This window comes from Ochrobactrum sp. WV_118_8, from assembly GCF_039631535.1.
GTDB classification, from domain to species: domain Bacteria; phylum Pseudomonadota; class Alphaproteobacteria; order Rhizobiales; family Rhizobiaceae; genus Brucella; species Brucella anthropi.
The window spans coordinates 629,073-654,393 of the sequence record NZ_JBDIUZ010000002.1 but is presented as its reverse complement, the minus strand read 5'-3'; the positions used below and the strand labels follow the sequence as shown (position 1 = coordinate 654,393).

Sequence of the window (25,321 nt, the reverse complement as noted above, 5' to 3'; positions counted from 1 at the left end):
GACGGCCATCATGAACCGAAAAGAGATATTAGACGGGCTCCGCCAGAGCCCGAAGGTGGACGTTTGTGTCGTCGGCGGTGGCGTTAACGGGCTCAGCGTTTTCCGTGAGCTTGCGCTGCAGGGCGTGAACGTGCTGCTGGTTGAGCAGTCCGATTATTGTTCGGGTGCCAGCGCTGCGCTTTCACGTATGGTTCACGGTGGTTTGCGTTATCTGGAGAATGGCGAGTTCAGCCTCGTGAAGGAATCCCTTGTCGAGCGTGACAGATTGCTGCGCAATGCTCCCCACTATGTCGCGCCGCTACCGACAACCGTTCCGATCTTCGACATTTTCTCGGGGTTAGGAAATGGGATTGTACGTTTTCTGGGGCTTACGCGCCGTCCGAGCCGGCGTGGTGCAATCGCCATCAAAGCAGGATTAGGTATCTACGATTTTCTGACGCGCAAACGAGCGCTTATGCCAAAACACCGTTTTCGCAGTCGCAAAACGACACTTGCAAAATGGCCTTCGCTCAATCCCGCGATCCGCAGTTCCGCTACCTACTTCGATGCTTGGGTCAGCCATCCAGAGCGGATTGGGGTCGAGCTTCTGCGCGACGGCCTTTCAGCTGGACCGAATGCCAAGGCGCTGAACTATGCGGCAATTTGTGAAAGTGGCGGTGGTGATTTTCAGTTATTCGACGGTATTTCCAGCGAAACACTCTCTATCCAGCCGCGGCTGGTCATCAACGCGACGGGTGGCTGGATCGATATTGCGAATGGCACACTGTTTCCGAAAGAGGCACAACCTGCCCCGCTGATGGGGGGCACCAAAGGCTCGCATCTCATTGTCGATAATCCCGCTCTCAGTGACAGTCTTGATGGGCACATGATCTATTACGAGAACGAGGACGGACGCATCTGCATCCTGTTTCCCTATCTCGGCAAAGTTCTCGTCGGCTCGACGGATATCCGCGTCGACGATCCCGGCACCGTGCGCTGCGAGGCAGACGAACGGGACTACATTTTGCAATCGCTCGCTTTCGTGCTGCCAGAGATCAAAATACGTCCTGAGGAGATTGTCTTCCAGTTCGCAGGCGTGCGCCCGCTGCCAGCCAGCAACGACAGTTTTACGGGCCGTATCCCACGCGACCATTTCTGCACGGTGCTTGAAGGGCAGGATAACCGTCCTCCCGTACTCTGCATGATTGGCGGAAAATGGACAACTTTTCGCTCCTTTGGCGAAATGGCTGCTGACATGGCGTTGAAGCGGCTGGGGTTGTCGCGACGGATCGACACGACGGAACGTGCCATAGGCGGTGGACGCGCATTCCCGAAAGATCGTGCAATCTGGATCGAAAAATTGACTACCGCCACCAGACTTCCCGCAGACCGCGTTGAAATACTTTTCAAGCGCTACGGTACGGATGCCACCGAAATCGCCCACTTTATCGCGGAGGGGGCGGATTATGCCTTGCCCAATGCCGCCTACAGCAGGCGGGAGCTTTCATATCTTATCCGTACCGAAGCGATCGAGCATCTCGATGACTTGCTTTTGCGGCGCACGACATTGGCGATTTCCGGCGAACTGTCTCTCTCCATGACCGAGGCCGTGCTTGATTTGCTGGCGACGGAGAAAAACTGGTCGCCAAAGTACCGCGACGCAGAGTTGATGCGATTTCTAACCCTCATGCGCGAGCGCCACGGCGTCGCCGCAGAAACCCTTTCCGCAAGGAACGAACAAAGGAGTGAATTATGCGAGAAAACCGCAAAGTCCGGATGAACCGGCTGTTCGGCAACGGTCGCTGTCTGGATGTGGCTGTCGACCACGGCGTGTGCAATGAGCCCTCTTTTCTCGACGGCTTGGAGAATATGCCAGCTGTCATCAAGGCATTGATCGACGCAAAGCCTGATGCCATCCAGATGAACTATGGTCAGGCCGATCTGCTGCAGGATGTTCCCGGCAAGGATAAACCGGCTCTGGTTATGCGTCTCGATATGGGCAATCCCTATAACCGCATTCGCCATCGCGACATGTGGGCTGTGCTGCAGAACGAGGCCGATCCGCTGATCGGAGCGTTGCAGATGGATGCGGCCTGCGTGGTGGTGAACCTCTTCATGCTGCCGGACGAGCCAGACCTCTTTCGTCAATGCGTGCAGAACATTTCCCGCGTCCGGGCAGATTGCGAAAAATACGGTATGCCGCTGATGATCGAACCGCTCGTCATGCAGCCAGTCACAGAGCGCGGCGGCTACATGGTCGATGGTGACGCCGACAAGATCGTGACGCTTACGCGGCTTGCCCGCGAAATGGGAGCTGACATCATCAAGGCAGATCCGACAACAAATGCAGAGGATTTCCATCGTGTCGTAGAGACGGCGCGCTGTCCGGTGCTGGTGCGTGGCGGCGGTAAGGAAGATCTCTCCGCAGTGTTTGCAAAATCTGCAGCCTTGATGCAGCAAGGTGCAATGGGCATGGTCTATGGACGCAACATATATCAGCATGCCAATCCAAGCGCCGTGGTGCGTGGGTTGATGGCGATTATTCATAAGAATGCGAGCGGCGAGGAGGCCTACTCGCTTTATCAGCAGGGCTGAGTTACTGGATTAGTTGGACCTTGGGAGGGGTTCTTCATGCAAAAATATCTGTTGGGGCTCGATGCGGGCAACACTGTCATCAAGGCGGTGGTTTTTGATCTTTCGGGACGGGAGCTCGCCCATGCAGGTGAAGAAGGACATAGCCGCATGCCACATCCCGGTCACGTCGAGCGTGACCTTGGCGAGCTCTGGTCCAATGCCAAGCGGGTTATTCGGGCTTGCCTTGATAAGGCGGGGATAACGGCGAGTGATATTGCCGCTATCGGCTGTGCCGGACACGGCAACGGGCTCTACGCGCTCGACCGGGAGGGAGATCCGCTCATAGGTATCCAGTCGCTCGACACCCGCGCGACCGGTCTCGTTGAAGAGTGGACGGCAAAAGGAGTGGGCGCAAGGACCTATCCGATAGCACGCCAGCGTCCATGGCCCTCCCAAACCCCGACGCTGCTTGCCTGGCTGAAGCGCTACCAGCCTGAACTGTTTGACCAGATAGGCACGGTATTTTTCTCCAAGGACTTCGTGGTCAATCGCTTGACGGGCAAACGTTTCAGCGAAGTTTCCGACATGTCGGGGGCGGGCTTGCTCGATCTTGCAACGCGCCGTTACGACAGTGCTTTGATGGAAGCTTACGGTTTGGGCGACTGTATGGATATCCTGCCACCGCTCATCGAAAGCGACAATATTGCAGGCAATGTAACTGAGGCTGTGGCGCGGGAGACCGGGCTTGCGGCGGGTACACCCGTTGTTGGAGGTCTCTTCGATGTCGTAGCTTCGGCGCTAGGTTCTGGTGTCTCACGCACAGGAAGTGCATCGATCATTGCGGGTACGTGGAGCATCAATCAGATTATTGTCGACGGCCCTGATCTCAAGGGGCCGGTCTTCATGACCTCTACTTTTGATCGCAGCCGTTACATGGCGATGGAAAACAGCGCTACGTCTGCGGCGAATCTTGAATGGCTGGTGCGGGAATTCTTTGAAGGAGACCATCATGCCGATGTCTCGCCATTTGATGTTTGTTGCAGTCTCGCCGCAGCCATCGAACCTGCAAGTGATGATCCGCTTTACCACCCTTATCTCTACGGAGCGCAGCAGGACGGCCACGCCCGCGCAGGGTTTTACGGTATTGCGGGCTGGCATACGAAGGGGCATCTGATACGCGCTTTGCTTGAAGGCGTTGCCTTCGGTCATCGCCAGCATGTGGAAACCATCCGAAAAGCAGGCGCGACCTTCGAGGAGGCTGTGCTTTCCGGTGGCGGCTCACGCAGCCGTTTATGGCCCCAGATATTTGCCGATGTACTCGGCGTGCCAGTTTCTGTTGCCGTCTCACGAGAAACAGGCGCACTTGGCGCAGCCATTGCGGCGGGGACCGGTGTTGGGCTGTTCTTCGATTTCACAGAAGGTGCCAATGCCATGGTGCGCACCGATCGGCATTACAAGCCGAACGCCGCGCTGGATGGACACTATAATCGCCGTTACATGCTTTATGGAGACATCACAGCTGCAATGACGCCGCTATGGCGCCAGATACAGGCTAAACCGGTACAAAGCGTCCAGTTAGCGGAGACTGTTTAGTCAATCGTGAGTCAGGTGGGAATTGCCCAAGCTGCTTTACCCACCTCTTGGCTCGCCGAAACTGGTATAAATATCCGCTCTCGTCTGCGGCACAGCGGAAATGCCGCGTTTGCGTTTTGAAGCCACGGTCTGGTTAATCTGGACGGTGCCTCTCTCAAATGCCAGTGAACATCCCGCAAGATAGAGCAACCAGAGACGCGCTTTTGGATAACCGATTTCGGCAACGGCCTTGTCGAAATTGGAATAAAGTCGTTCGCACCATAACCGGCAGGTGCGGCCATAATGTTCGCGCAGATTTTCGACGTCGTGGACTTCGAACCCGTGCCCTTCGAGGTTTTCTACCGTCATCCCAAGATGATCGAGTTCCCCACCGGGGAAAATATACTTCACAAGCGCCTTATGCTCTGCACTTTTGCGTTTGAAGGATTTCTTGTCCTTCTTCATTCGCCGTGTGATTGCGTGGTGCATGTAAAGCCCACCGGGGCGCAGAAGCCGGTTCACGGCACTGAAATAGCTGTCGTAATTGGCGATACCAACATGCTCGAACATTCCAACAGACGAAATTTTGTCGAACTGCCCGTCAAGCTCTGCATAGGATTTGACGTGGATGGTGATCCTGTCTTCGAGACCTGCCTGCTTGATCCTCTCTCGGGCAAGTGCCGTTTGTGCCTCCGACAATGAAACGCCGGTTCCGATGACGCCAAAGTTTTGCACTGCATAGATCAGGAGGGCACCCCAACCGCAACCGATATCCAGAAGACGGTCACCTGGTTTCAATCGTAGTTTTCGGCAGATGAGTTCCAGCTTGTCCTTCTGGGCCTGATCGATATCATTGGCCCAGTCCGTGAAGTAGCCGCATGTGTAAACCATTCGCTCATCGAGGAATAAGCGATAGAACTCGTTGGACACATCGTAATGATGGGTAATTGCCTCCTTGCTCGACCCACTGACGAAAGGCTCCTTACCGTCAAGAACCTCGCGCGCATCGGTTTTGCCAGCGAGCAGAAGAGCCGGAAGATCCTTGAGTAGTTGCCATTTTGGCAGCTCTTTCAGCCTGTTCTTCACACTTCCATCGGTTTTGGCATTTGCGAGGTCGAAGATCGTACCATTGCTGATATCCACACGACCGGATGTCCAGATATCGATCAGAGAATCATAGTTGGGCTTGAGGAGAAGCTGTCGAACGATTGTCGGATCGTTGATTACCAATGATGGGCCATCGAATGCACCGATGCGCGTGCCGTCCCATAACTCCACGTTGAACTGTGGGCGCAGTGTTTCAACAACTGTCCGAATAATGCGAACGGACTTGGTTTCAACCGTCATGCCATGCCTCTCTATTGAGGTTTCAGAAGATAATCTTCCCGCGCTGACCCTAACCGAAGGCATCTGCGATTGCAGTCATAAAATCGTGACAGTTACTGCTATGCCTTCAACAGGAACAGCACCTGATATGCAGGATTGCTTGCGCGTCGCGTTTCGGTCAAAACAACGCCGTTGATTTACGATTCAGGAAAAGGAGCCGCCGATGGGTAAACGTTCGAATACAATTCGATGGCTTGTAATATTCTCGGCCATTTCTTGTATTCTGAGTTTTCCAGCGGACTTGCACGCGCAACAGGCAGCAGGTGCTGAGGTGTCGGCAGGGACTGAAGAGACATCGCATCATTCTGCACCGGCAACCGACACCTTTGGTCAGACCCAGTTCGTTCTGAGTGGCGATCCCGTTGTCCCCCCGCGCGATTATGCCAAAGGGCTGGAGATACCAAATCCTGATGAGTATGATCCTATCGAGTCCGGCACGATTTTTGACATCGTTTATTTGGGCGTCGCCGATGGCAGAATGCGTTTCGAGATTCGCGGTTATACCGCGACTGATCTGCAAAACCCGGATACGGGACAAACAGTCGATTTTCCGGTCGAGCAACAATCTATCGAAATCAGGAATATCCGGATTGACGTGGAGGCTGCCGAGTCGGGAAGCCTGACTTACAAGGCAAACAGGTTTTCTGAAACTTCAGGAAATTAGTTCTCTGATGTATCCCAACCTGGGTAGACGCCCGAACGTATGTTGCCCCAGGTCGGATCAATGTCGTGGTACTCGTGATAAAGTCTGATAATGATGGCAGTCACAAGGAAAACTGCGCATAAAGCCAGTATGATTTTAAAGAATAAGTCCGGCTTCAAGCTCTGCCTCGCCCATTGCTAAATGTAGCCCTCAGCGTTTTATATCCGTGCACATCAATGTTTTCCGTTAACGGGTGCTGTCGAACGAAAGTTTCGTTCAATGCGGCATTGTTGAGAAGTGCCTGCTATATTGAATTGTGAAACGATAGAAACAGCGGGTAACAGCTTGCGATTCGACGAGCCGAAATTTTTGCGCATTGAACCACGTGAAGAGGCAAACGGCATGGAACTTCCCCGTGATATTGAAGATGCGGCCAGAAATTTGTGGCTCGAAGTCTCAGAAACGAACGAAAAAGTTGCACCCATCGATATAATCGCACTTGCTATCCTGAGGGAGAGGCAGCGATGTGCGACAATTGCGCTTTGCGTATTTGATGATGAAGAATGGTCGGATGAATACCGCATGGCAGGTGGATTGGTTGCGGATGCAATACTTGCAGGCAATAGCAATATTTCAGATTAAGCGGTGGCATCGCACGTGAAGCCTGTCGCATAAAGAAACGGAATGAAATGGTATTCGAACGTTTAGGGGCAGGGATTGCTGGCCTGCTGTCAATGACTTTGGTTGGATGCACGACATCGCCGCAGAATTATGCGTCTTCGCTTTCAATTCAGGATCCCAAATGGCAGTCGCCACAGTGCGAAGAAATTCGTGCGGAGGCCGCGAATTATGAGGCGAGAGAAAAGAAGGTTTCCGACCTGGCTCCCGGACTTCTCATCGGCCCGTATGGGCTGGGTATAGCGGCGGCAATAAAGGAGAATGACGAGAAGCGGCGAAAAGTGTTCGTTCGCGAGATGCACCTGCGCTGCTCAAGTTTGCCTCTTCCGAGAGAGCTCGAAAATACACAAAACGAAACGAACCAATCAAAACCAGCTGATACATTTCGATAGTTTGCGTACTTCTTCACATAATTCCGATCCGCAATAGCGACGTCAACAGCGAGTTAATGCAGATGCCCGAATTTGTACCTGTCATCGCGTTGCATGGCGGCGCTGGAACCATTCTTAAAGCCAATATGACGCCAGAGAAGGAAGCAGCCTATCATGCCGGCCTGCGGGAATGCCTGCAGGCTGGACTGGATGTTCTGCGTAAAGGTGGCAAAGCACTCGATGCCGTGACGGCATCTGTGATTGCCCTGGAAGAAAATCCGCTTTTCAACGCCGGGCACGGAGCCGTTTTCACGACGGATGAAACGCATGAGATGGATGCGGCCATCATGGATGGTGCAACGCGGGCATGCGGTGCCATCTCCGGAATTTGCGGGCCACGCAATCCTGTTCTGGCGGCACGTGCAGTCATGGAGCAGACCGAACACGTATTTTTCGCAGGCGAAGGGGCAAAGCGATTTTGCGAAGCTGCCGGTCTGGAAATGATGGCGCCGGAATGGTTCTCGACGGAACAGCGTCGCAAGGCCTTGCACGACGAAATGGCACGTCGTCGCAGTGGTGCCGCCGACGATGGCGATCCTGCCCGCAAACATGGCACTGTCGGAGCAGTTGCACTGGATCGTTTCGGTCATCTGGCGGCAGCCACATCCACGGGCGGCATGACCGCCAAGACACCGGGACGCGTTGGCGACAGCCCGGTCATCGGTGCTGGAACCTGGGCGGATGACGAGACGGTAGCGCTTTCCGCCACAGGTCACGGAGAATATTTCATTCGCTGGGCGGTGGGTCACGAAGTGGATGCACGGATGCGCTGGGCAGGGCAATCGCTCAATGAGGCAGCTGGCGCGGTTGTCCGCGAGCTGGGTGAAATCGGTGGCTCTGGCGGTCTTGTTGCGGTGGATCGCAAAGGCAATGTCAGCCTGCCGTTCAACAGCCCAGGCATGTATCGTGCATGGTGCGGTTTGGACGGGGAGATAAATACGGGTATATATAGATAGGGTCGAAGCGCTTGCCTGTTTTTAACAGGGCTTGTTCAACAAGCGTCAGCTTTTCTATTCCATATTGGAATGGCAAGTCTAAAATTGCATTGGCCAAAGCCTAAATTTGCTGCCTATAAATTTCAAATAATAAAATTGACGGTCAAGGGAGATTACTCCTCGGCTTTTCTTCAAGCTCTTGAAAAAGCAAGAAGATTGGCTTCGGGTAACGATGGCTGGTGCGCCTTTCAAACGAGCGCGAAAATGGGGAAATGAATGACGGAAGCCAAGCGCGTTCTGGAGGGGAAGATTTACCCTTCTGACGAAAAGGCGCAGCTATTCAACAATATGGAGCCGCAAAGCAGTGCCAGTGGAGCGGCAAGTCTTGCGCAACCAGTGCAGGAATTTCGCTTGCCGGTCAGCGATCTGCATGAACTTTCCGTTTTGGAATATGGCAATCCAAAAGGGATCCCAGTTGTCTTTCTACATGGCGGTCCCGGTGCAGGTGTCTCGGCCAAGCAGATTGCGAGTTTCGATCTCAACACTTATCGTGTCATTACCTTCGATCAGCGCGGTGCGGGCCGTTCCACCCCTATCGCGGAAATTGCTGAAAACACCACGCAGCATCTGATCGCGGACATAGAAATCCTGCGCAGGAAACTGGGTATTGAACGTTGGCTCGTGGCCGGAGGCTCTTGGGGATCGTGTCTTTCGCTTGCCTATGGAATAGCGCATCCGCAGCACTGTCTCGGGTTTCGGCTGCACGGAATATTTCTGGGCGGGCAGGAGGATGTTGACTGGTGGTTCCATGGCTGCCGTGCCATTTTCCCGGATCACTGGCAGGAATTCGCCGAATTCGTACAGGAAAGTGAGCGCGCCGACCTGCTCGCCGCCTACTATACGCGGCTAACGTCTGGGGATCCGGTACAAGAACAGACGGCGGCCCAGAGCCTGCGCGGATTTTCGGCGCGCACGCAGACCTTCGAACCGGACACGAACCACGTCTCCGAACTTCTGAAGCCGGAAGCGGCCTTGGCCGTATCACGCATTTTTACCCACTATTGCATCAACCGCGCTTTCTTGCCGGAGAATTATCTCATCGGGAGTATTGATCGTATTCGTCACCTGCCAGCCGAAATCGTGCAGGCGCGATACGATACGGTGACGCCGATGATGACGGCCTGGAAACTCAAGGAAGCCTGGCCGGAGGCCGGATTCACCATCGTCACACTTGCCAATCACCAGTCGACAATCGGCCCGATGGCTGATGCGCTAGCAGCTGCATCTGCCCGGCTGGCGCGGCAGTTGGTGTAATCCAATTCATCAATGCTTGGAATTGAGGACAATTCGATGTTCGATACAAGGACCGCCGATACATCGCTTTCGATGACGTACTACGTCGATATCTGCAAGGCGGTGAAGCCCGCCGTGTCGCCGGACGGTGAACTTCTGGTCTATCTCAGCGATGAAAGCGGTACGGCACAGGTTTGGGCGCGCTCGCTTGCAGGTGGCAAGCCACGCCAACTCACCAATCTGCCGGAACCGGTCGGCAATCTTGCCTTCAATCCCAAGAACCGTGATCTGCTGATCACCACAGACTGGGGTGGCGACGAACGTCACCAGCTGTGGCTGATCGAAGACGCCGAAGGTGAGCCGCGCCTCCTCACCACCGATACTACGGTGGTGCACGCCTGGGGCTGCTGGTCGCCGGATGGCACCCGGATCGCCTATAGCGCTAATTATCGCGACCGTTCGCACATGGATATTCATGTGATGACCGTTGCAACGGGCGAGACGAAATGCGTCTACGAGGGTATCGGCTGGCGCAGCCCGGCAGCTTTTGTGCCCGATGGCAAGTCGCTTCTGGTCAATGATTGCCAGCGTGCCATGACGGATCAGGACTTCTGCCGCCTCGATCTCGAAACAGGCGCCTATGAAAATATTCTGCCGCATGAAGGCCGGGCGCACTATCAGGCGCCGAAATTCTTCAAGGATGGCTCCGGTATTCTGTTGATTGCCGATCAGGAACGCGAATATCTCTCGGTCATGGTCAAGCCGCATGACGCGGCATCGCTGACCGAACTCGCCGCTTTTGAAGGGCAGGATGTTGAAGCGCTCGCAATCTCACCTGATCAGAACAGGATAGCACTCGTCCTGAACCGTCAGGGCTGGAATGATCTGGTTCTGATCGGTCGCGACGGAGCGGTGCTGAAACAGCTAGAGATGCCGGTTGTCGGGGTCGTTGCTTCGATTGCATGGACGCCCGATGGCATGTCGTTGATCATGCCTGTGGAAGGTGCTGCGACGTCGGGCGATATCTGGCGCTGCGATGTTGAAAGCGGTGTTTTTACACGCCTGACAGATGCGCCGAAAGCCAAGGTGAAATTACCGGCCTTTCTGGAACCAACGGTAACGAGCGTTGCAAGTTTCGACGGTCTGGACGTTCCGTATTTCGTCTACAAGCCGGAGCGTGCACCGGGTCGTGATGGTTATCCAGTTATGATCATTGTGCATGGCGGTCCTGAAGCCCAGTGGAAGCCGGATTTCCGGGCGGACATCCAGTACATGCTGGCACGGGGCATCATGGTCATCGCGCCGAATATTCGCGGCAGCACCGGTTATGGCCGCGACTACCAGCATCTCGACGACCGTGAACTGCGCATGGACAGCGTCGCCGATCTCAAAGCGGTGCGCATGGCGGTCGCAGCACGTAGTGACGTAGATGAAAGTCGTATTGGCGTGTTTGGCCGGTCTTATGGTGGATTCATGGTCCTCTCGGCCATGACAGAGTATCCCGACCTGTGGAAGCTTGGTGTCGAGTATTACGGGATCGCCAATTTTCTCACTCTGCTGCAGACAACGGGACCGTGGCGCAAGGAACTGCGCGCCATCGAATATGGTGATGTCGAAACCATGCGGGATGAGCTGGAGCGGTTCTCGCCCATCAATCGCATAGGCAATATCGCCGCGCCATTGATGATCGCGCATGGTCTGGAAGACCCGCGTGTCACGCCGTGCGAAAGCGAGATGGTTTATTCGTGCCTGCGCGGCCTCGGCAAACCGATCGAATATCTGCGTGTACCGCATGAGGGCCATGGCTTCGCGCGTATCGAAAATCGGCGCCGCGTGTTTGGCGCGCTGGCCCGTTTCATTGACGAGAATCTTTAAGAGCATTGTTGGGAGAGAACACCGTGAAGAATGGTGAAGATATCTGGGATCTGGTGGACGCGAAGAAGGCTGATTTTGAAGCCTTGAGTGACCGCGTCTGGGGCATGCCGGAGATCGCTTATACCGAATATAAGTCCTGTGCCGAGCATACTGCAATGTTGAAGGAACAGGGGTTCCGTATTGCCGAGAACGTAGCGGGCATTCCCACCGCCGTGATGGGTGAAGCCGGAGATGGTGGACCGGTCGTCGCAATCTTGGGTGAATACGATGCCCTTCCGGGCCTCAGCCAGGAAGCGGGTATTGCGGAACCCCGTCCGATCCCTGGCACGGGACATGGCCATGGTTGCGGCCACAATCTTCTGGGTTCCGCCGCCATTTTGGCTGCGACGGCGGTTAAGGACTGGCTAGAACAGACCGGCAAGAAGGGACGTGTACGCTATTACGGTTGCCCGGCGGAAGAAGGTGGGGCGGCGAAGTCGTTCATGGCGCGTGCTGGCGCTTTCGATGATGTCGACATTGCCATCTGCTGGCATCCGGCTTCGTTCACCCAGGTAGATGACGCGCAGTCGCTCGCCAATACGCGCATGGATTTCGAGTTTACCGGACGGGCCTCCCACGCCGCCGCGGCACCGCATCTGGGGCGCTCGGCTCTGGATGCGGTGGAGCTGATGAGCGTCGGTTGCAATTATTTACGTGAACACATCCCTTCTGATTGCCGTCTTCACTATGCCTATCTCAATGCGGGCGGTATCGCGCCGAATGTCGTTCAAGCCAAAGCCAAGGTGCGCTACGCCATCCGGGCAACCGATCTTCCGGGTATGTTCGCTCTCAACGACCGGGTGAAGAAGGTTGCAGAAGGCGCTGCGATGATGACGGAAACGACCGTCAACATCTCCATTATGAGCGCGGTGTCGAACTTGCTCGGTAATACGCCGCTGGAAATCGCGATGCATTCGAACATGGAACGTCTGGGCGGTGTGCCGTTTGACGATGTGGACCGTGCCTTCGCAGCCGAGATTCAGGCAACGCTTTCGAAGGAAGACATTGAAACCGATTACTTGCGCGTCGGCCAGCCGCTGGCAGCAAATGAACCTCTTTGCGACTACGTCTTGCCACGTGAACAGAAGGGCGTGCCGATGATCGGCTCCACCGATCTGGGCGATGTAAGCTGGGTCGTCCCGACCGTTCAGGCGCGCGTGGCAACACATGCGATCGGCTCGCCCGGTCATTCGTGGCAGATCACGGCACAAGGCAAGATGCCAGCCGCGCATAAGGGCATGGTCTACGCCGCCAAGGTGATGGCGGGCACTGCGCTTGATGTTCTTCAGAACGAGAAAACCCTGAACGACGCCAAGGCTGATCACAAGGCTCGTACGGCAACGACGCCCTATACCTGCCCGATCCCGTCAGACGTCAATCCGCCGCTCCAGCCGCGTCCGGCAGACTGACTGGCTGAATAATTGCATTTCGTGCCGCGCGGACTCGCGCGGCACCTTTTAAAAATGCTCAACCATAAAAGGGGATAATAATGCAAAAACAAAAGACAACCATCTTGCGCCGTACCACAGCACTCGCACTTGTCGCCGGTATGAGTGCTGCGACGTTCCCTGCTGAGGCCGCGTCGCCACCGAACGCACTTGTCATGGCGTGGAACATCGACGCTATCAGCACTTTTGACCCAGCACAGATCGGTGAGGCGGCTACCAACGAGATCATCCAGAATATCTGCGACCCCATGGTTGATTTCGATCCGGCTGACGAGACCAAGATCGTGCCGCAACTCGCCAAAAGCTGGGACGTCTCGCAGGACGGTCTGCAGATCACGTTCCACATGCGCGATGACCTGAAGTTTGACAATGGCGACAAGGCGACGGCGGGCGATATGGCCTGGTCGCTCCAGCGCGCAGTCAAGCTCGGTTTCGGCAATGCTGCGACACTGACGGAGTACGGTTTCACCAAAGAGAATGTGGATCAGACCATCTCGGCGCCAGATGACAACACGGTCGTTTTCAAGCTGGACAAGCCTTATCCGGTCAATCTCATTCTGGCGGCGATTGCCGCCAACCGGGTTGCCAGCCTTCTTAATCAGAAGGTGTTGATGGAGAACCAGGTCGATAATGACATGGGCAACAAATATCTGGCCACTCGGTCGGAATGCGTCGGCCCCTACAAGCTGGTGCGGTGGAACCCCGCCGAAGTGGTCCTCCTCCAGGCAACCGACAATTACTGGGGAGAAGCACCGAAGCTCAAACAGGTGCTGATCCGCCATGTTTCAGAAGCGGGAACTCAACGGCTTCTGCTTGAAAAAGGTGACATAGACATTGCTCGCGATCTGACGCCGGAGGACCTGCGCGATCTCGAAGCCCAGGACAAGGTGACCGCTTCACGCTCGCTAAAGCCTTCGCTGTTCTATTGGAATTTCAACAATGCCGATCCGATCTTCGCCAATGAAAAGGTGCGCCTCGCGATGCGCTATCTCATTGATTACGAGGGCCTCGGCAAGACGGTCATCAACAATGTCGGCGTGCCGCGTGCGAGCTTCGTGCAGCTAGGTGCTTTCGGTGCACTGGATGAGAAGGAAGGGCAGCCCTTCAAACTCGATGTGGAAAAGGCTCGTGAACTACTGAAGGAAGCCGGTTACGAGAAGGGCTTCGAGACGACGATGTTTATCAGTACTGCGCCTTATGCGGCTCCGATTGCCCAGAGCATTCAGGATGCCGCCACCAAGGTCGGCGTGAAGATCAAGATCGAACGCATGGCCAACGCGCAATTGTTCAGCCGCATTCGCGGTCGTGAGTTCCAGACGTCGCTGATGGGCTGGCAGACCACCGTTCCGGACGCGCATGGCAATGCTTCGCGTCAGATTTTCAATCCTGATAACCGGGCTGAGGCCAAGCAGACCATGTATCCGAGCTGGCGCGCGAGCTACTTCAACGAAGCCGTAAACAAGGAAGTCGACACGGCTTTGTTCGAGAAGGACGAGGCCAAACGCAAACAGATGTATATCGATCTGCAGAAGGAGATGATGGAGAAGGGGCCGCACGCCTTCATTTTCCAGATCTATAATGTCGCTGGCGTTAACAAGGCTATGAAGAACTGGAGCTGGAACGGCTTCCGCGTCTACTACGATCTGGCCGCGAAATAGCGAGAATAGCGTTCCCGGTGGCTTCCTCGTAGTCGCCGGGCGTTCTTCGCTTCGATGGATGACCGTGTGACCGCTTGTGGCTCGCAGTGCGATCCTGGCCCGGCATCCCGTTTTTCTCTTTCGGGAATTTGCAGATGACGACGCACGAAATCATGGAAGACGTGGAGGAGGCGGACCGCGACAGGGAAGCCGGTCCGGTGCTTCAGTTTCTCGCCGCCACAGTGCGCCTGATCATTTCAGTGGCGATTACGCTTCTGGGACTGGTCACACTGACCTTTTTCATCAGCCGCCTTTTGCCGCTCGATCCGGTTATTGCCATGCTGGGGGACAATGTTTCCCAAGAAGCCTATGACACGATGTATCGTAAGTTGGGTCTCGACCAGCCGTTAATCGTGCAATACGGCCTATACCTCAAGAATGCGCTTATGTTTGATTTTGGCAACGCGCTGACTTCCGGTCGTCCGGTACTGGAAGATATTGCACGCGTCTTCCCCGCCACCATCGAACTGGCGACCGTGGCTATCGTCATCGGCACCACGCTTGGTATTCCGCTTGGTGTTTTCTCTGCCATGTATCGCAATTCGCCGCTGGACCATGCTGTGCGTATGGTCAGTTTGCTTGGTTATTCTACGCCGAACTTCTGGCTCGGTTTGATGGCGCTGCTGATCTTCTACGCCACGTTGGGTTGGATCGGTGGGCCGGGGCGGATCGACTTCATCTACGAATATTCCGTCGAACCGACGACCGGATTCTTGCTTCTCGACAGCGCAATGCAGGGGCAGTGGGATGCTTTTTGGAACGCTGTAAGCCATATCATCATGCCGGCCCTGATCCTCGCTTTTGGTTCTATGGCTTATATCAGCCGCATGACGCGTGGCTTCATGATCGAGCAGCTCAATCAGGAATATATTATCACTGCGCGCGTCAAGGGGCTGTCCTGGGCGCGCACCGTTTGGGGGCATGCATTCCGCAATGTTGCGGTTCAGGTCGTGACGGTCGTGGCGCTATCCTATGCCTTTCTGCTGGAAGGCGCTGTGCTGACTGAAACGGTGTTCGCATGGCCGGGTTTTGGGCGCTACCTCACCAATGCGCTTCTGGCTGGTGACATGAACGCGGTGGTCGGCTGCACGCTGATCGTCGGCATCCTGTTTGTTGGTATCAACCTGATCAGCGATCTTCTGTATCGCGTTTTTGATCCTCGCACACGATAGGACACTGCCGATGAACACCCACACCAGCACATCGTCGGCCCAAACTTCCAATTCTCTGCGGGGTTGGCTGACTGCCCCCGTGCCTACATCTGCCTTTCAGGCCAATATCCAGCAGTTACGCCGTTCCTGGTTCAAGCTGATGGCCAATACGTCTGCCGTATTCGGTCTGGCCGTAATCGTGCTTTTGGTACTGGTAGCCATTCTTGCGCCTCTAATCGCGACGCACGACATTGGTACAAACAATCTCGCGAACCGGCTTCAACCCCCGTCATGGGGACACTTCTTTGGCACAGACGAACTGGGGCGCGATATTTTCAGCCGCCTTGTCTATGGCTCGCGCATCACGCTTTACATCGTGACGCTGACTGCTGTCATCGCTGCGCCTATTGGTCTCGTCGTTGGCACCACTGCAGGCTATATGGGCGGCTGGGTTGATACGGCACTGATGCGTATTGTCGATATCTTCCTTGCTTTTCCTAGTCTCGTGCTCGCGCTGTCCTTTGCTGCAGCGCTTGGGCCAGGCATCGAAAATGCCGTCATCGCCATTTCGCTCGCCGCATGGCCACCGATAGCCCGTCTTGCTCGCGCCGAAACACTGACCATCCGCTCGTCTGACTATGTGGCCGCCATTCGTCTGCAGGGGGCTTCCACGATGCGGGTGATTACGAAACATGTCGTGCCGATGTGCATTCCGTCGGTGGTGATCCGCATCACGCTCAACATGTCTTCGATCATTTTGACGGCCGCCGGCCTTGGCTTTCTCGGTCTTGGTGCACAGCCGCCAAGCCCGGAATGGGGCGCGATGCTTTCCAGTGGTCGCGAATTCATGATGACTTCGTGGTGGCTTGCCGCTGTACCCGGCACTGCAATCTTGATCGCGAGCCTCGCCTTCAACCTGTTCGGCGACGGTTTGCGCGACGTTCTCGACCCCAGAAACGGATAAGATCGATGACAAAACCATTGCTTGAAGTTGATGATCTGTGGGTGTCGTTTCCCGGCGCTGACCGCAACATCGATGTTGTTCGCGGCATCAGCTTTTCCATAGGGCGTGAAAAAGTCGGTATTGTAGGCGAATCCGGTTCCGGTAAGTCGATGACTGGGCGTTCGATCCTCAAGCTAACACCAAAGGTGGCACAAATCCGCGCCAAGAGCCTGCGTTTCGGTGAGATCGACCTGCTGTCGGCCAGCGAACGTCAGATGCGCGGTGTACGTGGCAACCGCATTTCGATGATCCTTCAGGACCCGAAATATTCACTCAACCCGCTGATCCGTATCGGTGATCAGATCATGGAAGCCTATCGGCTACATCATCGGGTGAAATCGGCGGCGGCACGACAGAAGACAATTGCCATGCTGGAGGCCGTGCATATACGCGATCCCGAGCGTGTCATGCGTCTGTTCCCGCATGAGATTTCCGGTGGCATGGGCCAGCGTGTGATGATCGCCATGATGCTGATCCCTGAACCGGACATGATTATTGCTGACGAACCGACCTCCGCGCTCGACGTGACTGTGCGGCGTCAGGTTTTGACTGTGCTCGATGAATTGGTCAGCCGTTCAGGCACTGGGTTGATGTTCATCAGCCATGACCTCAATCTGGTGGCGGATTTCTGCGACCGGGTACTGGTTATGTATGCGGGGCGCATCATGGAAGATCTGCCGGCCAAGGACCTGCACAAGGCCCGTCATCCCTACACGCAGGCGCTTCTGGCAAGTCTTCCTCGGCTGGATCAACCGGTCGATATGCTGAAGGTGCCCGAACGCGACAAAAGCTGGCTCACCGAGCCGACGCTGGTGGGAGAAAACTCATGATACATGTAGGCAACTCTCCCTTTGTGGATGTTTCGGACCTTTCCATCAGCTTCGGCAAAGGGCGCAAGCGCGCCACTGTCGTCAGGAAGGTAAAGTTTCATATCGAGCGCGGCGCGGCCTATGGCCTGATCGGTGAATCCGGTTGTGGCAAATCCACGATCCTGCGCGCTCTCGCAGGCCTCATCCCGCACCATCAAGGCAACTTCGTTTTTGATGAACAGAAGATGGGCGGCGAGCGCGACAAAGCGTTTTTCCGTCGTGTGCAGATGGTGTTTCAGGACCCCTATGCTTCGCTGCACCCGCGCAAGCAGGTGCACAAGGTGTTGGCGGAATCGCTTGCCATTCACGACATGGATCGCAAAGACGAGCGTATTCGTGACGTATTGCAGGCGGTCGGTCTCGGCCCAAGTTTCCTTTATCGCTATCCTCATGAATTGTCCGGTGGTCAGCGTCAGCGCGTCGCAATAGCGCGTGCGCTTATCATCGAGCCGGATGTGCTTCTTCTGGATGAACCAACATCCGCGCTCGATGTTTCCGTGCAGGCGGAAATTCTCAATCTGCTCAAGGTCCTGCGCCGCGAGCGCAATCTCACCTATCTCATGGTTTCGCACGACCTCGCCGTAGTGGCGCATATCTGCGAGCGTGTCGGGGTCATGCACAAGGGCATCATTCTGGAAGAACTGACGGCAGACGATCTTCGTCATTTGCGCGCCAAGGCTGAATATACGCAGGAATTCCTGCAGGCCAGCGTGGAAGCCGTCGCACATAATCAGGCTAGGGAAATAGGGGTATGAACTATCATTCGGCGGCTAATCCGGGACAGAAATGGGAACGTTTGAAGAGTCCTGCCGCGGCGGGTTGGTCGGAAGCTGGACTTCGTGCTGTTGATACTTGCGCGGACCAACAGGAAACCGATGCGTTGATGATCGTCCAAGGTAACAAGATCGTCCACACATATGGTGACATCACACACAAATATCTCTGCCATTCCATTCGCAAGAGCATCCTTGCCGCACTGATGGGGCAGGATGTCGCCGATGGCACCATTGATCTCAGCCTGACGCTGGAACAGCTAGGTATTGATGACAATGAAGGCTTGAGCGAAGTCGAAAAGCAGGCGACGGTTTATGATCTCCTGACTGCGCGTTCCGGCGTCTATCATCCCGCGGGCTACGAGACGCCATGGATGCGGATGATCAAGGAAAAGCGCCATTCCCATGCGCCGGGCACCTTCTGGTGTTACAACAACTGGGATTTCAATGCGCTCGGCACTATTTTCGAGCAGTTGACCGGCAAGACCGTACACCAGGCTTTCGATGAGCGTATCGCAAAGCCGCTCGGGCTTGAGGATTTCAGACTGGATGGTGGCAAGCCGGATGGCTGGCATGATCACTTTACGGAAAGCCGGCACGCCGCCTACCCGTTCCGTCTGTCGACACGTGATCTGGCCCGCTTCGGCCAGCTTTATCTGCGCAATGGCCGCTGGAATGGTGCATCCGTTCTACCTGATGGGTGGGGGCAGGAATGTGTGATGCCTTACTCTTATGCTGGTGCACGTGGCGCTTATGGCTATATGTGGTGGCTGGAGCGTGATGGCGTGTTTTTCCCCGGTGTGGTGACGCCGAAAGGCAGTTATGCAGGCTTCGGTGCAGGTGGCCATTTCTGCGTTGTCTTGCCTGCCCTTGACATGGTGATCGTGCATCGCGTGGATACTGACATTGCTGGGCGCCAGCTCAATCGACACAAGTTCGGGCGTCTTTTGAAGCTCATTCTCGACGCATTTCAGGGGTGAAATCATGCCGCAGGAGGAAATGACGGTCGCACTCGCGATAGCTTCGGCATGCGCAAAACCAGTGTTGAGCACCAATGCGCGGAAACTGGCGCGTGACGCCATTTTAGATACCTTGGCCTGTATGGTGGCAGGCCGTGACGACGACAGCACGCAAAGCGTTGTGAAAGCCTTTGCAGAATTCAGCGCTGGTGGAATTGCTTTGTCGGTTGCGGGAGGAACAGGCAGCCCGATGTTCGCTGCGCTGGTCAATGGTACAGCAGCACATGCGCTCGATTTCGACGATAATTTTCTGCCCGGCATGAGCCATGCTTCGGCGGTGATCGTGCCCGCTATCCTGGCGTTGGCCGATCTAGATGAAACCGCAGGGGGGCGTCTGATCGACGCTTATCTGGCAGGACTGCAGGCGCAGGCGCTGGTAGGCAACGGCCTGGGACAGGCACATTACACAGCTGGCTGGCATGGCACCTCAACGGTGGGGAGTATTGGCACTGCTGTCGCCACGGCTCAAATGCTTGGTCTCGACATCCAGGCGACCGCACAGGCGATTACTATCGCTGCCAGTTTCGCATCCGGCACGAAAGGTCAGTTCGGCACGCTGATCAAGCCGTTTCATGCGGGCATGGCCGCGCGCAATGCTGTTGAGGCTGCATTGCTCGCAAAAGCTGGAATGGAGGCACGGCCCGATATTCTGGAAGGTGAGCAGGGTATTCGTGAGTTATTTGCAGGGGATTCACGTCTCGGTTGGGATATCGATGATATCCTCACCGATAAGGCGCATGTGATCGAAACGGTTGGTGTCATGCCGAAACGGCATCCTTGCTGTGGGTCCACCCATATGATCGCCGACGCATTGCTTGATCTTAAGGAAGATCACGGGTTTGATGCCGAGGATGTTGTGGCTGTAGACGCTTTGGTCGGGATCGCGAACTATCGCAATCTCGCATATACGCAGCCGACCGACCAGATGCAGGCACGCTTCTCAATGCAATATTGCGTCGCACGCGCCTTGCGGCAGGGCTATCTTGCACTTGCAGATTTCACCCCAGAGACTGTTGGTGCTTTCCGGGACGACCCACTGCTCGATGTTATCGCCATGCGAAGTTATTCGATGGAGGAAGAACGGGTATCAGCGGAAAAGCTGCCGCATGTCGCAACCGTTACACTGAAAAACGGACGTGTTTTGCAGGCGTCGCGCAGCTTCGCTGTTGGTACTCTGCAGCAACCTTTCAGTGCCGATGATCGGACGCGGAAATTTCTGGATTGTTGTGCGGCGATTCCGGCGGCGGATCAAATCTATTTGGATTTACGCGATCTTGACGATGCAGAGAACCTGAAAGCTGTTGCGGCACTTTTCACGCGGCCTTGATGTTTTAACTCGGCGCAAGACTTCCGGCGTTGTGGCCACTTTTCTGGGAAACCAGTTGTGAGGCGCGGCGCCAGAAGAGTTCCGCCTGCTTGTTCCTGAATTGGGGTGTTCGGTACACGCGGATTTCAATCAACAGATCGGTGTTTGTTTCACCGGCGCGGACCAGCACGCCACGCTTGAGTTCATCATCGACAAGGCTTTCCGGTATCCATGCAACACCATGTCCGGAGACCGCCATTGCCTTGAGCGCAACAGACATTCCGTTTTCGTAAACCGTGTTCAATTCGAAACCATGTTTCTCAAACAGCCAGGGCAGAGCGAGAGAAAAGAACGAGTTGCCACGATAGCTGAGGAAGTCGATCGGTAGCGACTTTTCCTTCAGGCTATGCAGGGCCTGTCCATTCGGCGCAGGAGCGGATACAGGGATGACCCTCTCGGTGCCCAGTGCCAAAAACGGATAACCGCCAAGATCGTCCATCTGCGGAACAGCCGGATGCGCATAAGTCAGGAAGAAGTCGCAATGCCCGCTGACGAGTGTGGAGATATTACCGACGAACGATGAATGCGGATCGGCAAAACGGGCGCGGAATGAAGCCCCAGAAGCTTCAATCTGTGCCATCCAATGCGGGAAGAATGTGAGCGACAGCGTGTTGAGTGTTGCGAAAGAAATGATTTCCCACGTTGCGCTGTAGCCGTCGCTGACACTCTTGCGAGCACTGAGCAGCATTTCGAGAGCATCTTGTGCCCGCGGAAGAAAGCATTCTCCTGCCTTTGTCAGGCATATCGGGTTGGATGAGCGATCGATTAGTGGCAGACCAACCCAGTCTTCCAGTTGCTTGATGCGCTTACTGAGAGCGGACTGCGTGATATTGCGGTCACCTGCAGCACGGGAGTAGCTCCTGTGTTCCGCGAGGCTGACGAAATCTTCCAGCCATTTTAGTTCCATAGTCTGTACCAATGCATCGGATAAGCGAAAATGATCCCGCCCTGATTTATAACGCGATCCGGCTCCATTGAGTTAGAACCCATCCGATGTTTTCGATCAAACGATAATCTGACTGATAGTGATAAACAGATAGAACTACCCACCTGATTGCCTTTACATCGAGTCGCGTACGCGCTCCCATGCCTTGGTCAAATGGCGTCCCAATACTTCAGACAGTCGGGTTGCGTCGCGGGCTTCCAGCGCCTCGATCATTTCTTGGTGCTCAGATACAGCCGCCGCCCATTTCTCGGAGCCTTCGTGGCCGACGAAACGGATCCGCTTCAATCTCGTCTGCAGCATCTGGTGAATGTCAGCCAGCGTGGGGTTCTTGGCAAGACGAACGATGGCAAGATGAATCTGCTGGTTCAGTTTGTAATATTGCAGTCGGTCAGCATGCTTGTAGCGTTCGATCATTTCATCGTGTAGCGAACGAACCTCGGCGATTTCCTTGTCGGTCGCAAGCTCGCAGGCGAGTTTCCCAGCAAGTTCTTCCAAAGTACGCAGGACGGTGAGCATGTCCCTGACATCAGCTGCACTGAACCGTTTCACAACAGCACCGCGGCTTGGAACAAGCTCGACGAGTCCCTCGCTGGCCAGATATTTGATCGCCTCACGCAGCGGTGTCCGGGACACGCCGAGTTGTTCTCCGAGCTGGCCTTCATGCAGGCGCGTGCCGGGTTCCAGCTGCCCTTCGATAATCATGTCGCGCAGATGGTTGACGAGCATATCGTGCAAGGCAGTGCGGCGGAACGCTTGTGAGCCGTTGTCGGCTTGCCCGGTTTTCTGAATTTCGTCCATCGGCCTTTTTCTCAAAGAGTGGTTTCGAATCCTCATCGCACCAACTGAGGCGAAGATGGCTGGCCAGCTTTCAACCGTCAACATAAAATGCTGCATACAGAATACAAAATGCTTGCGCCGTGCGGAGGGCTGCCTTATGAACGCTGCATACAGAATGCAGACGAGGAGGATGCTAATGACCGTTACTGGCGCTGAACCGAGCGTGATCGCGCTTGCAATGGGGGATCCAGCTGGTGTCAGTCCAGAGCTGACAGCCCGTCTGCTCGCTTTGCCGGATGTCAGAAAAGAAGCGCATATCATCGTCTTCGGTGATCGCCGCATTCTGGACGAAGGTGCGCATATTGCGGGTGTTAAGCTTGATCTGCAGGATGCCAACCTCGAAAATGCGCCTAACATGCCGGTCGGCAAACATGTCTTCGTTGACTTGAAGAATCTCGATCCGAAGGACGTTGTGCGTAGCGAAGCCACGCTGGTTGGCGGAACTTTCGCAACCCAGAACTTTCGTACCGCACTGAAATTTGCTGATGCTGGACATGCGCAGGCTGTTTGTTTTACGCCGTTCAACAAGCAGGCGATGCGGTTCGCTTATCCGGGTTACGACGACGAAATCCGCTTTGTTGCCGATGTGCTGAGCTTCACAGGCAGGGTGCGTGAGTTCAACGTTCTGGAGAAAGTCTGGAACGCGCGCGTGACTTCGCATATTCCGCTCAAGGATGTAGCCTCGACCCTGACTGTTGAAGGAATTCTCGCCGAGCTGGAACTGGCTTGGGTGTGCCTGAAGAAAGCGGGATACGACAATCCGAAGATTGCAGTGGCCGGGCTCAACCCACATGCCGGTGATGGCGGTAGCTTTGGCATGGAAGAAATCGACATTATTGAGCCTGCAGTAAGGGCAGCGAAAGCCAAGGGTTTCGACGTCGATGGCCCGTTTCCGGCTGACACAGTGTTCCTGCGTGCGCTGAAAGATGATTTTCAGGCGGTACTGACCATGTATCACGATCAGGGTCAGATCGCGATGAAGCTGATGGGCTTCGACAAAGGTGTGACAATGATGGGCGGATTGCCATTCCCGCTTTGCACGCCGGCCCACGGAACAGCCTACGATATTGCTGGAAGGGGGGTCGCCGACGTGGGAGCCACGCGCGAAGCGATCCTGCTCGCGGCACGAATGGCGAAAAGAGCAGCAGCACTTTCAGACGCTGCCTGATTTTCGTCATTTTGACACTATCGGCATGGGGGGAGGCCCATGCCGCTTAACTGGGAGGATAGACCATGAAGAAGTCTTTGCACATTGCCTGCCTGGCAGCAGGAGTGGCAATAATCGCATCATCCGCTCTGGCATTCGAGCCGACACGGCCGGTGGAGTTTGTAGTGACTGCAGGACCGGGCGGCGGCACGGATATTTTCGCGCGTACGATCCAGTCGATCATCGGCAAGTATGACCTGATGAGTGCGCCAATCGTCGTCACAAACAAGGGCAGCGCGGGCGGAGCAGAAGGTTTTGTTTACACTGCCGGCTATAAGGGCGATCCATACAAGCTCGCTTTCGGCACGAACAACGCCTATCTTTTGCCGGTGCGCGCAAAGGTTCCTTATAAATCGGCAGATCTGGTCCCGGTTTCGGCACTGGCTTCGGATGAATTCATTCTTTGGGTCAACGGAAAGTCTGAATTCAAGACAGCCGCAGAGTTCATCGCCAAGGCGAAAGATGATGCAGGCCTGAAGGTTGGCGGCAGCCAGTCCAAGGACGTTGACCAGATTTTGACATCCATGATCAACGATGCCACGGGCTCGAAGCTCGGCTACATCCCGTTCAAAAGCGGTGGCGAAGCTGCCGTCCAGCTCGCGGGGGAGCACATTGCTGCCAACGTCAACAATCCCAGCGAGAATCTTGGCCAATGGCAGGCAGGCATGGTGAAGCCGCTTTGCGTCTTCAAGGGCGAAAAGCTCAAAGGTGACGGCAAGATTGCTGGCGATATGGGGTGGAGCGACATCCCAACCTGCAAGAAAGCGGGGATTACAATCGAAAATTACGCCATGCCGCGTACTGTATGGCTTCCTGCGGGCGTTGATCAGGACGTCGTTGATTACTATGCAGGCGTACTCAAGAAGGTTGCCGAAACACCTGAATGGGCGAAGTATCTTGCCGATAGTTCGCAATCTGCCGCCTATATGAGCGGTAATGAACTCTCATCCTTTATCAAGAACGATGAAACAGCGGTAACGGCCGTGCTGAAGCGTGAAGGCTGGCTTGCCAACTGACGTTTCGTGCATTTGTGCAGACGCCGCCGGCGTCTGCACCATTCATTGAAGGAGCTTATCCAATGAGTGACAAAGGCGAGGCCGGAATTTCCCGCTTCATCGTCGAGGCGAGCGTAGCTCTTTTGACGGGTGGGTTGGGAGCGGTGGTCTGTTATGGCTCACTACAGGCTGGTACAGGCTGGACGGAAATGGGCCCGGATGCAGGTTATTTTCCGTTCTACATCGGGCTACTGATCATGTTCGGAAGCACGGTCAATCTCGTTCTGGCATTTGTAAAACATCGTGGTAGCGGAGAAGTATTCGTTGAACTCTCTCGGTTGAAACCTGTTCTCGGTTTCGCCTTGCCGCTGGTTGCCTTCGCTGCCATATCGACGGTTCTCGGACTATATGTCGGTACCGCGCTCTACATCGCTGCAGCGATGATGTTTCAGGGGCGCTACAAATGGTGGGCTTCATTGCCAGCCGGTATTGCCGTTTCCCTCTTCTTTTTCGTCATTTTTGAAATCGGCTTCAAGGTTCCGCTCCTTAAAGGTCCGGTGGAGGCTTTCTTCGGCATTTATTGATACCGGAAAGTCCGATGTCTT

General features: G+C 55.3%; 23 protein-coding genes. 20 read left to right on the top strand and 3 right to left on the bottom strand.

Features of this window, described 5'->3' with window-relative positions:
• Positions 1–10: 10 nt before the first annotated feature.
• From ABDF71_RS17125 to ABDF71_RS17115, 3 genes are read left to right on the top strand one after another with little or no spacing between them, the layout of a single operon-like run.
• The gene (locus ABDF71_RS17125) at positions 11–1,759 is read left to right on the top strand and encodes a glycerol-3-phosphate dehydrogenase/oxidase (protein WP_258124434.1); all 1,749 of its coding nucleotides are present in this window, start codon (positions 11–13) and stop codon (positions 1,757–1,759) included.
• Positions 1,732–2,574, top strand: a complete 843-nt coding sequence (locus tag ABDF71_RS17120; RefSeq protein WP_010661042.1) for a class I fructose-bisphosphate aldolase — start codon at positions 1,732–1,734, stop codon at positions 2,572–2,574. The genes ABDF71_RS17125 and ABDF71_RS17120 overlap by 28 nt, the downstream gene beginning before the upstream one ends.
• A 36-nt stretch (positions 2,575–2,610) precedes the next feature.
• Positions 2,611–4,146, top strand: a complete 1,536-nt coding sequence (locus ABDF71_RS17115) for an FGGY-family carbohydrate kinase (protein ID WP_036589393.1) — start codon at positions 2,611–2,613, stop codon at positions 4,144–4,146.
• A gap of 36 nt (positions 4,147–4,182) precedes the next feature.
• On the opposite strand, the gene ABDF71_RS17110 is transcribed toward ABDF71_RS17115, so the two are convergent.
• Positions 4,183–5,472 (bottom strand): SAM-dependent methyltransferase, encoded by a 1,290-nt coding sequence (locus tag ABDF71_RS17110; protein ID WP_029927916.1) that lies wholly within the window; start codon positions 5,470–5,472, stop codon positions 4,183–4,185.
• A gap of 202 nt (positions 5,473–5,674) precedes the next feature.
• Here ABDF71_RS17110 and ABDF71_RS17105 point away from each other — a divergent pair, with 202 nt between their 5' ends.
• From ABDF71_RS17105 to ABDF71_RS17040, 14 genes are all read left to right on the top strand, one after another.
• Complete coding sequence (locus ABDF71_RS17105; RefSeq protein ID WP_029927914.1) at positions 5,675–6,175, top strand: hypothetical protein; 501 nt, start codon at positions 5,675–5,677, stop codon at positions 6,173–6,175.
• A gap of 288 nt (positions 6,176–6,463) precedes the next feature.
• Positions 6,464–6,796 carry a hypothetical protein gene (locus tag ABDF71_RS17100; protein WP_258124433.1) on the top strand — a complete coding sequence of 111 codons (333 nt, stop codon included), beginning with the start codon at positions 6,464–6,466 and terminating at the stop codon, positions 6,794–6,796.
• 47 nt (positions 6,797–6,843) lie between these two features.
• Positions 6,844–7,224 carry a hypothetical protein gene (locus tag ABDF71_RS17095; protein WP_010661047.1) on the top strand — a complete coding sequence of 127 codons (381 nt, stop codon included), beginning with the start codon at positions 6,844–6,846 and terminating at the stop codon, positions 7,222–7,224.
• 62 nt (positions 7,225–7,286) lie between these two features.
• Positions 7,287–8,219 (top strand): isoaspartyl peptidase/L-asparaginase family protein, encoded by a 933-nt coding sequence (locus tag ABDF71_RS17090; protein ID WP_040128753.1) that lies wholly within the window; start codon positions 7,287–7,289, stop codon positions 8,217–8,219.
• Positions 8,220–8,474: 255 nt separating this feature from the next.
• Positions 8,475–9,512 carry a prolyl aminopeptidase gene (gene pip, locus ABDF71_RS17085; protein ID WP_258125152.1) on the top strand — a complete coding sequence of 346 codons (1,038 nt, stop codon included), beginning with the start codon at positions 8,475–8,477 and terminating at the stop codon, positions 9,510–9,512.
• Positions 9,513–9,548: 36 nt separating this feature from the next.
• Positions 9,549–11,366, top strand: coding sequence for a S9 family peptidase (locus ABDF71_RS17080; protein ID WP_036578790.1), 1,818 nt, complete (start codon positions 9,549–9,551; stop codon positions 11,364–11,366).
• Between the two features lie 23 nt (positions 11,367–11,389).
• Positions 11,390–12,814 carry a M20 family metallopeptidase gene (locus ABDF71_RS17075; RefSeq protein ID WP_029929879.1) on the top strand — a complete coding sequence of 475 codons (1,425 nt, stop codon included), beginning with the start codon at positions 11,390–11,392 and terminating at the stop codon, positions 12,812–12,814.
• 80 nt (positions 12,815–12,894) lie between these two features.
• Positions 12,895–14,511, top strand: a complete 1,617-nt coding sequence (locus ABDF71_RS17070; protein WP_258125153.1) for an ABC transporter substrate-binding protein — start codon at positions 12,895–12,897, stop codon at positions 14,509–14,511.
• A gap of 134 nt (positions 14,512–14,645) precedes the next feature.
• Positions 14,646–15,722 carry an ABC transporter permease gene (locus tag ABDF71_RS17065; protein ID WP_036578792.1) on the top strand — a complete coding sequence of 359 codons (1,077 nt, stop codon included), beginning with the start codon at positions 14,646–14,648 and terminating at the stop codon, positions 15,720–15,722.
• Between the two features lie 10 nt (positions 15,723–15,732).
• Entirely contained in the window at positions 15,733–16,665 is a 933-nt protein-coding gene (nikC, locus tag ABDF71_RS17060) for a nickel transporter permease (protein WP_036578793.1), read from the top strand.
• Between the two features lie 5 nt (positions 16,666–16,670).
• On the top strand, positions 16,671–17,534 hold the full coding sequence (locus ABDF71_RS17055; RefSeq protein WP_036578794.1) for an ABC transporter ATP-binding protein: 864 nt from the start codon (positions 16,671–16,673) through the stop codon (positions 17,532–17,534).
• A complete protein-coding gene (locus ABDF71_RS17050) occupies positions 17,531–18,328 on the top strand; it encodes an ABC transporter ATP-binding protein (protein WP_258125154.1) in 798 nt (265 codons plus the stop codon). Before ABDF71_RS17055 ends, ABDF71_RS17050 begins: the two co-directional genes overlap by 4 nt.
• Positions 18,325–19,326 (top strand): serine hydrolase domain-containing protein, encoded by a 1,002-nt coding sequence (locus tag ABDF71_RS17045; RefSeq protein WP_194531665.1) that lies wholly within the window; start codon positions 18,325–18,327, stop codon positions 19,324–19,326. The genes ABDF71_RS17050 and ABDF71_RS17045 overlap by 4 nt, the downstream gene beginning before the upstream one ends.
• Positions 19,327–19,330: 4 nt before the next feature.
• Positions 19,331–20,692, top strand: coding sequence for an MmgE/PrpD family protein (locus ABDF71_RS17040; protein WP_500061694.1), 1,362 nt, complete (start codon positions 19,331–19,333; stop codon positions 20,690–20,692).
• Between the two features lie 4 nt (positions 20,693–20,696).
• On the opposite strand, the gene ABDF71_RS17035 is transcribed toward ABDF71_RS17040, so the two are convergent.
• Positions 20,697–21,638 carry a LysR family transcriptional regulator gene (locus tag ABDF71_RS17035; protein ID WP_012092540.1) on the bottom strand — a complete coding sequence of 314 codons (942 nt, stop codon included), beginning with the start codon at positions 21,636–21,638 and terminating at the stop codon, positions 20,697–20,699.
• 153 nt (positions 21,639–21,791) lie between these two features.
• Positions 21,792–22,475: a GntR family transcriptional regulator gene (locus tag ABDF71_RS17030; RefSeq protein WP_194531663.1), complete on the bottom strand. Its 684-nt coding sequence runs from the start codon at positions 22,473–22,475 to the stop codon at positions 21,792–21,794.
• A 175-nt stretch (positions 22,476–22,650) separates the two neighbouring features.
• Here ABDF71_RS17030 and ABDF71_RS17025 point away from each other — a divergent pair, with 175 nt between their 5' ends.
• From ABDF71_RS17025 to ABDF71_RS17015, 3 genes are all read left to right on the top strand, one after another.
• Positions 22,651–23,682 (top strand): 4-hydroxythreonine-4-phosphate dehydrogenase PdxA, encoded by a 1,032-nt coding sequence (locus tag ABDF71_RS17025; RefSeq protein WP_258125156.1) that lies wholly within the window; start codon positions 22,651–22,653, stop codon positions 23,680–23,682.
• A gap of 65 nt (positions 23,683–23,747) precedes the next feature.
• Positions 23,748–24,737, top strand: coding sequence for a Bug family tripartite tricarboxylate transporter substrate binding protein (locus ABDF71_RS17020; RefSeq protein ID WP_258125157.1), 990 nt, complete (start codon positions 23,748–23,750; stop codon positions 24,735–24,737).
• 62 nt (positions 24,738–24,799) lie between these two features.
• Positions 24,800–25,300 carry a tripartite tricarboxylate transporter TctB family protein gene (locus tag ABDF71_RS17015; protein WP_010661731.1) on the top strand — a complete coding sequence of 167 codons (501 nt, stop codon included), beginning with the start codon at positions 24,800–24,802 and terminating at the stop codon, positions 25,298–25,300.
• The last annotated feature ends 21 nt before the right edge of the window (positions 25,301–25,321 follow it).

Excerpts from the sequence above, each read along its gene's own strand:
- ABDF71_RS17125 (WP_258124434.1), top strand. The coding sequence starts at position 11 with ATGAACCGAAAAGAGATATTAGACGGGCTCCGCCAGAGCCCGAAGGTG.
- ABDF71_RS17120 (WP_010661042.1), top strand. The coding sequence starts at position 1,732 with ATGCGAGAAAACCGCAAAGTCCGGATGAACCGGCTGTTCGGCAACGGT.
- ABDF71_RS17115 (WP_036589393.1), top strand. The coding sequence starts at position 2,611 with ATGCAAAAATATCTGTTGGGGCTCGATGCGGGCAACACTGTCATCAAG.
- ABDF71_RS17110 (WP_029927916.1), bottom strand. The coding sequence starts at position 5,472 with ATGACGGTTGAAACCAAGTCCGTTCGCATTATTCGGACAGTTGTTGAA.
- ABDF71_RS17105 (WP_029927914.1), top strand. The coding sequence starts at position 5,675 with ATGGGTAAACGTTCGAATACAATTCGATGGCTTGTAATATTCTCGGCC.
- ABDF71_RS17095 (WP_010661047.1), top strand. The coding sequence starts at position 6,844 with ATGGTATTCGAACGTTTAGGGGCAGGGATTGCTGGCCTGCTGTCAATG.
- ABDF71_RS17090 (WP_040128753.1), top strand. The coding sequence starts at position 7,287 with ATGCCCGAATTTGTACCTGTCATCGCGTTGCATGGCGGCGCTGGAACC.
- pip (WP_258125152.1), top strand. The coding sequence starts at position 8,475 with ATGACGGAAGCCAAGCGCGTTCTGGAGGGGAAGATTTACCCTTCTGAC.
- ABDF71_RS17080 (WP_036578790.1), top strand. The coding sequence starts at position 9,549 with ATGTTCGATACAAGGACCGCCGATACATCGCTTTCGATGACGTACTAC.
- ABDF71_RS17070 (WP_258125153.1), top strand. The coding sequence starts at position 12,895 with ATGCAAAAACAAAAGACAACCATCTTGCGCCGTACCACAGCACTCGCA.
- ABDF71_RS17065 (WP_036578792.1), top strand. The coding sequence starts at position 14,646 with ATGACGACGCACGAAATCATGGAAGACGTGGAGGAGGCGGACCGCGAC.
- nikC (WP_036578793.1), top strand. The coding sequence starts at position 15,733 with ATGAACACCCACACCAGCACATCGTCGGCCCAAACTTCCAATTCTCTG.
- ABDF71_RS17055 (WP_036578794.1), top strand. The coding sequence starts at position 16,671 with ATGACAAAACCATTGCTTGAAGTTGATGATCTGTGGGTGTCGTTTCCC.
- ABDF71_RS17050 (WP_258125154.1), top strand. The coding sequence starts at position 17,531 with ATGATACATGTAGGCAACTCTCCCTTTGTGGATGTTTCGGACCTTTCC.
- ABDF71_RS17045 (WP_194531665.1), top strand. The coding sequence starts at position 18,325 with ATGAACTATCATTCGGCGGCTAATCCGGGACAGAAATGGGAACGTTTG.
- ABDF71_RS17040 (WP_500061694.1), top strand. The coding sequence starts at position 19,331 with ATGCCGCAGGAGGAAATGACGGTCGCACTCGCGATAGCTTCGGCATGC.
- ABDF71_RS17035 (WP_012092540.1), bottom strand. The coding sequence starts at position 21,638 with ATGGAACTAAAATGGCTGGAAGATTTCGTCAGCCTCGCGGAACACAGG.
- ABDF71_RS17030 (WP_194531663.1), bottom strand. The coding sequence starts at position 22,475 with ATGGACGAAATTCAGAAAACCGGGCAAGCCGACAACGGCTCACAAGCG.
- ABDF71_RS17025 (WP_258125156.1), top strand. The coding sequence starts at position 22,651 with ATGACCGTTACTGGCGCTGAACCGAGCGTGATCGCGCTTGCAATGGGG.
- ABDF71_RS17020 (WP_258125157.1), top strand. The coding sequence starts at position 23,748 with ATGAAGAAGTCTTTGCACATTGCCTGCCTGGCAGCAGGAGTGGCAATA.
- ABDF71_RS17015 (WP_010661731.1), top strand. The coding sequence starts at position 24,800 with ATGAGTGACAAAGGCGAGGCCGGAATTTCCCGCTTCATCGTCGAGGCG.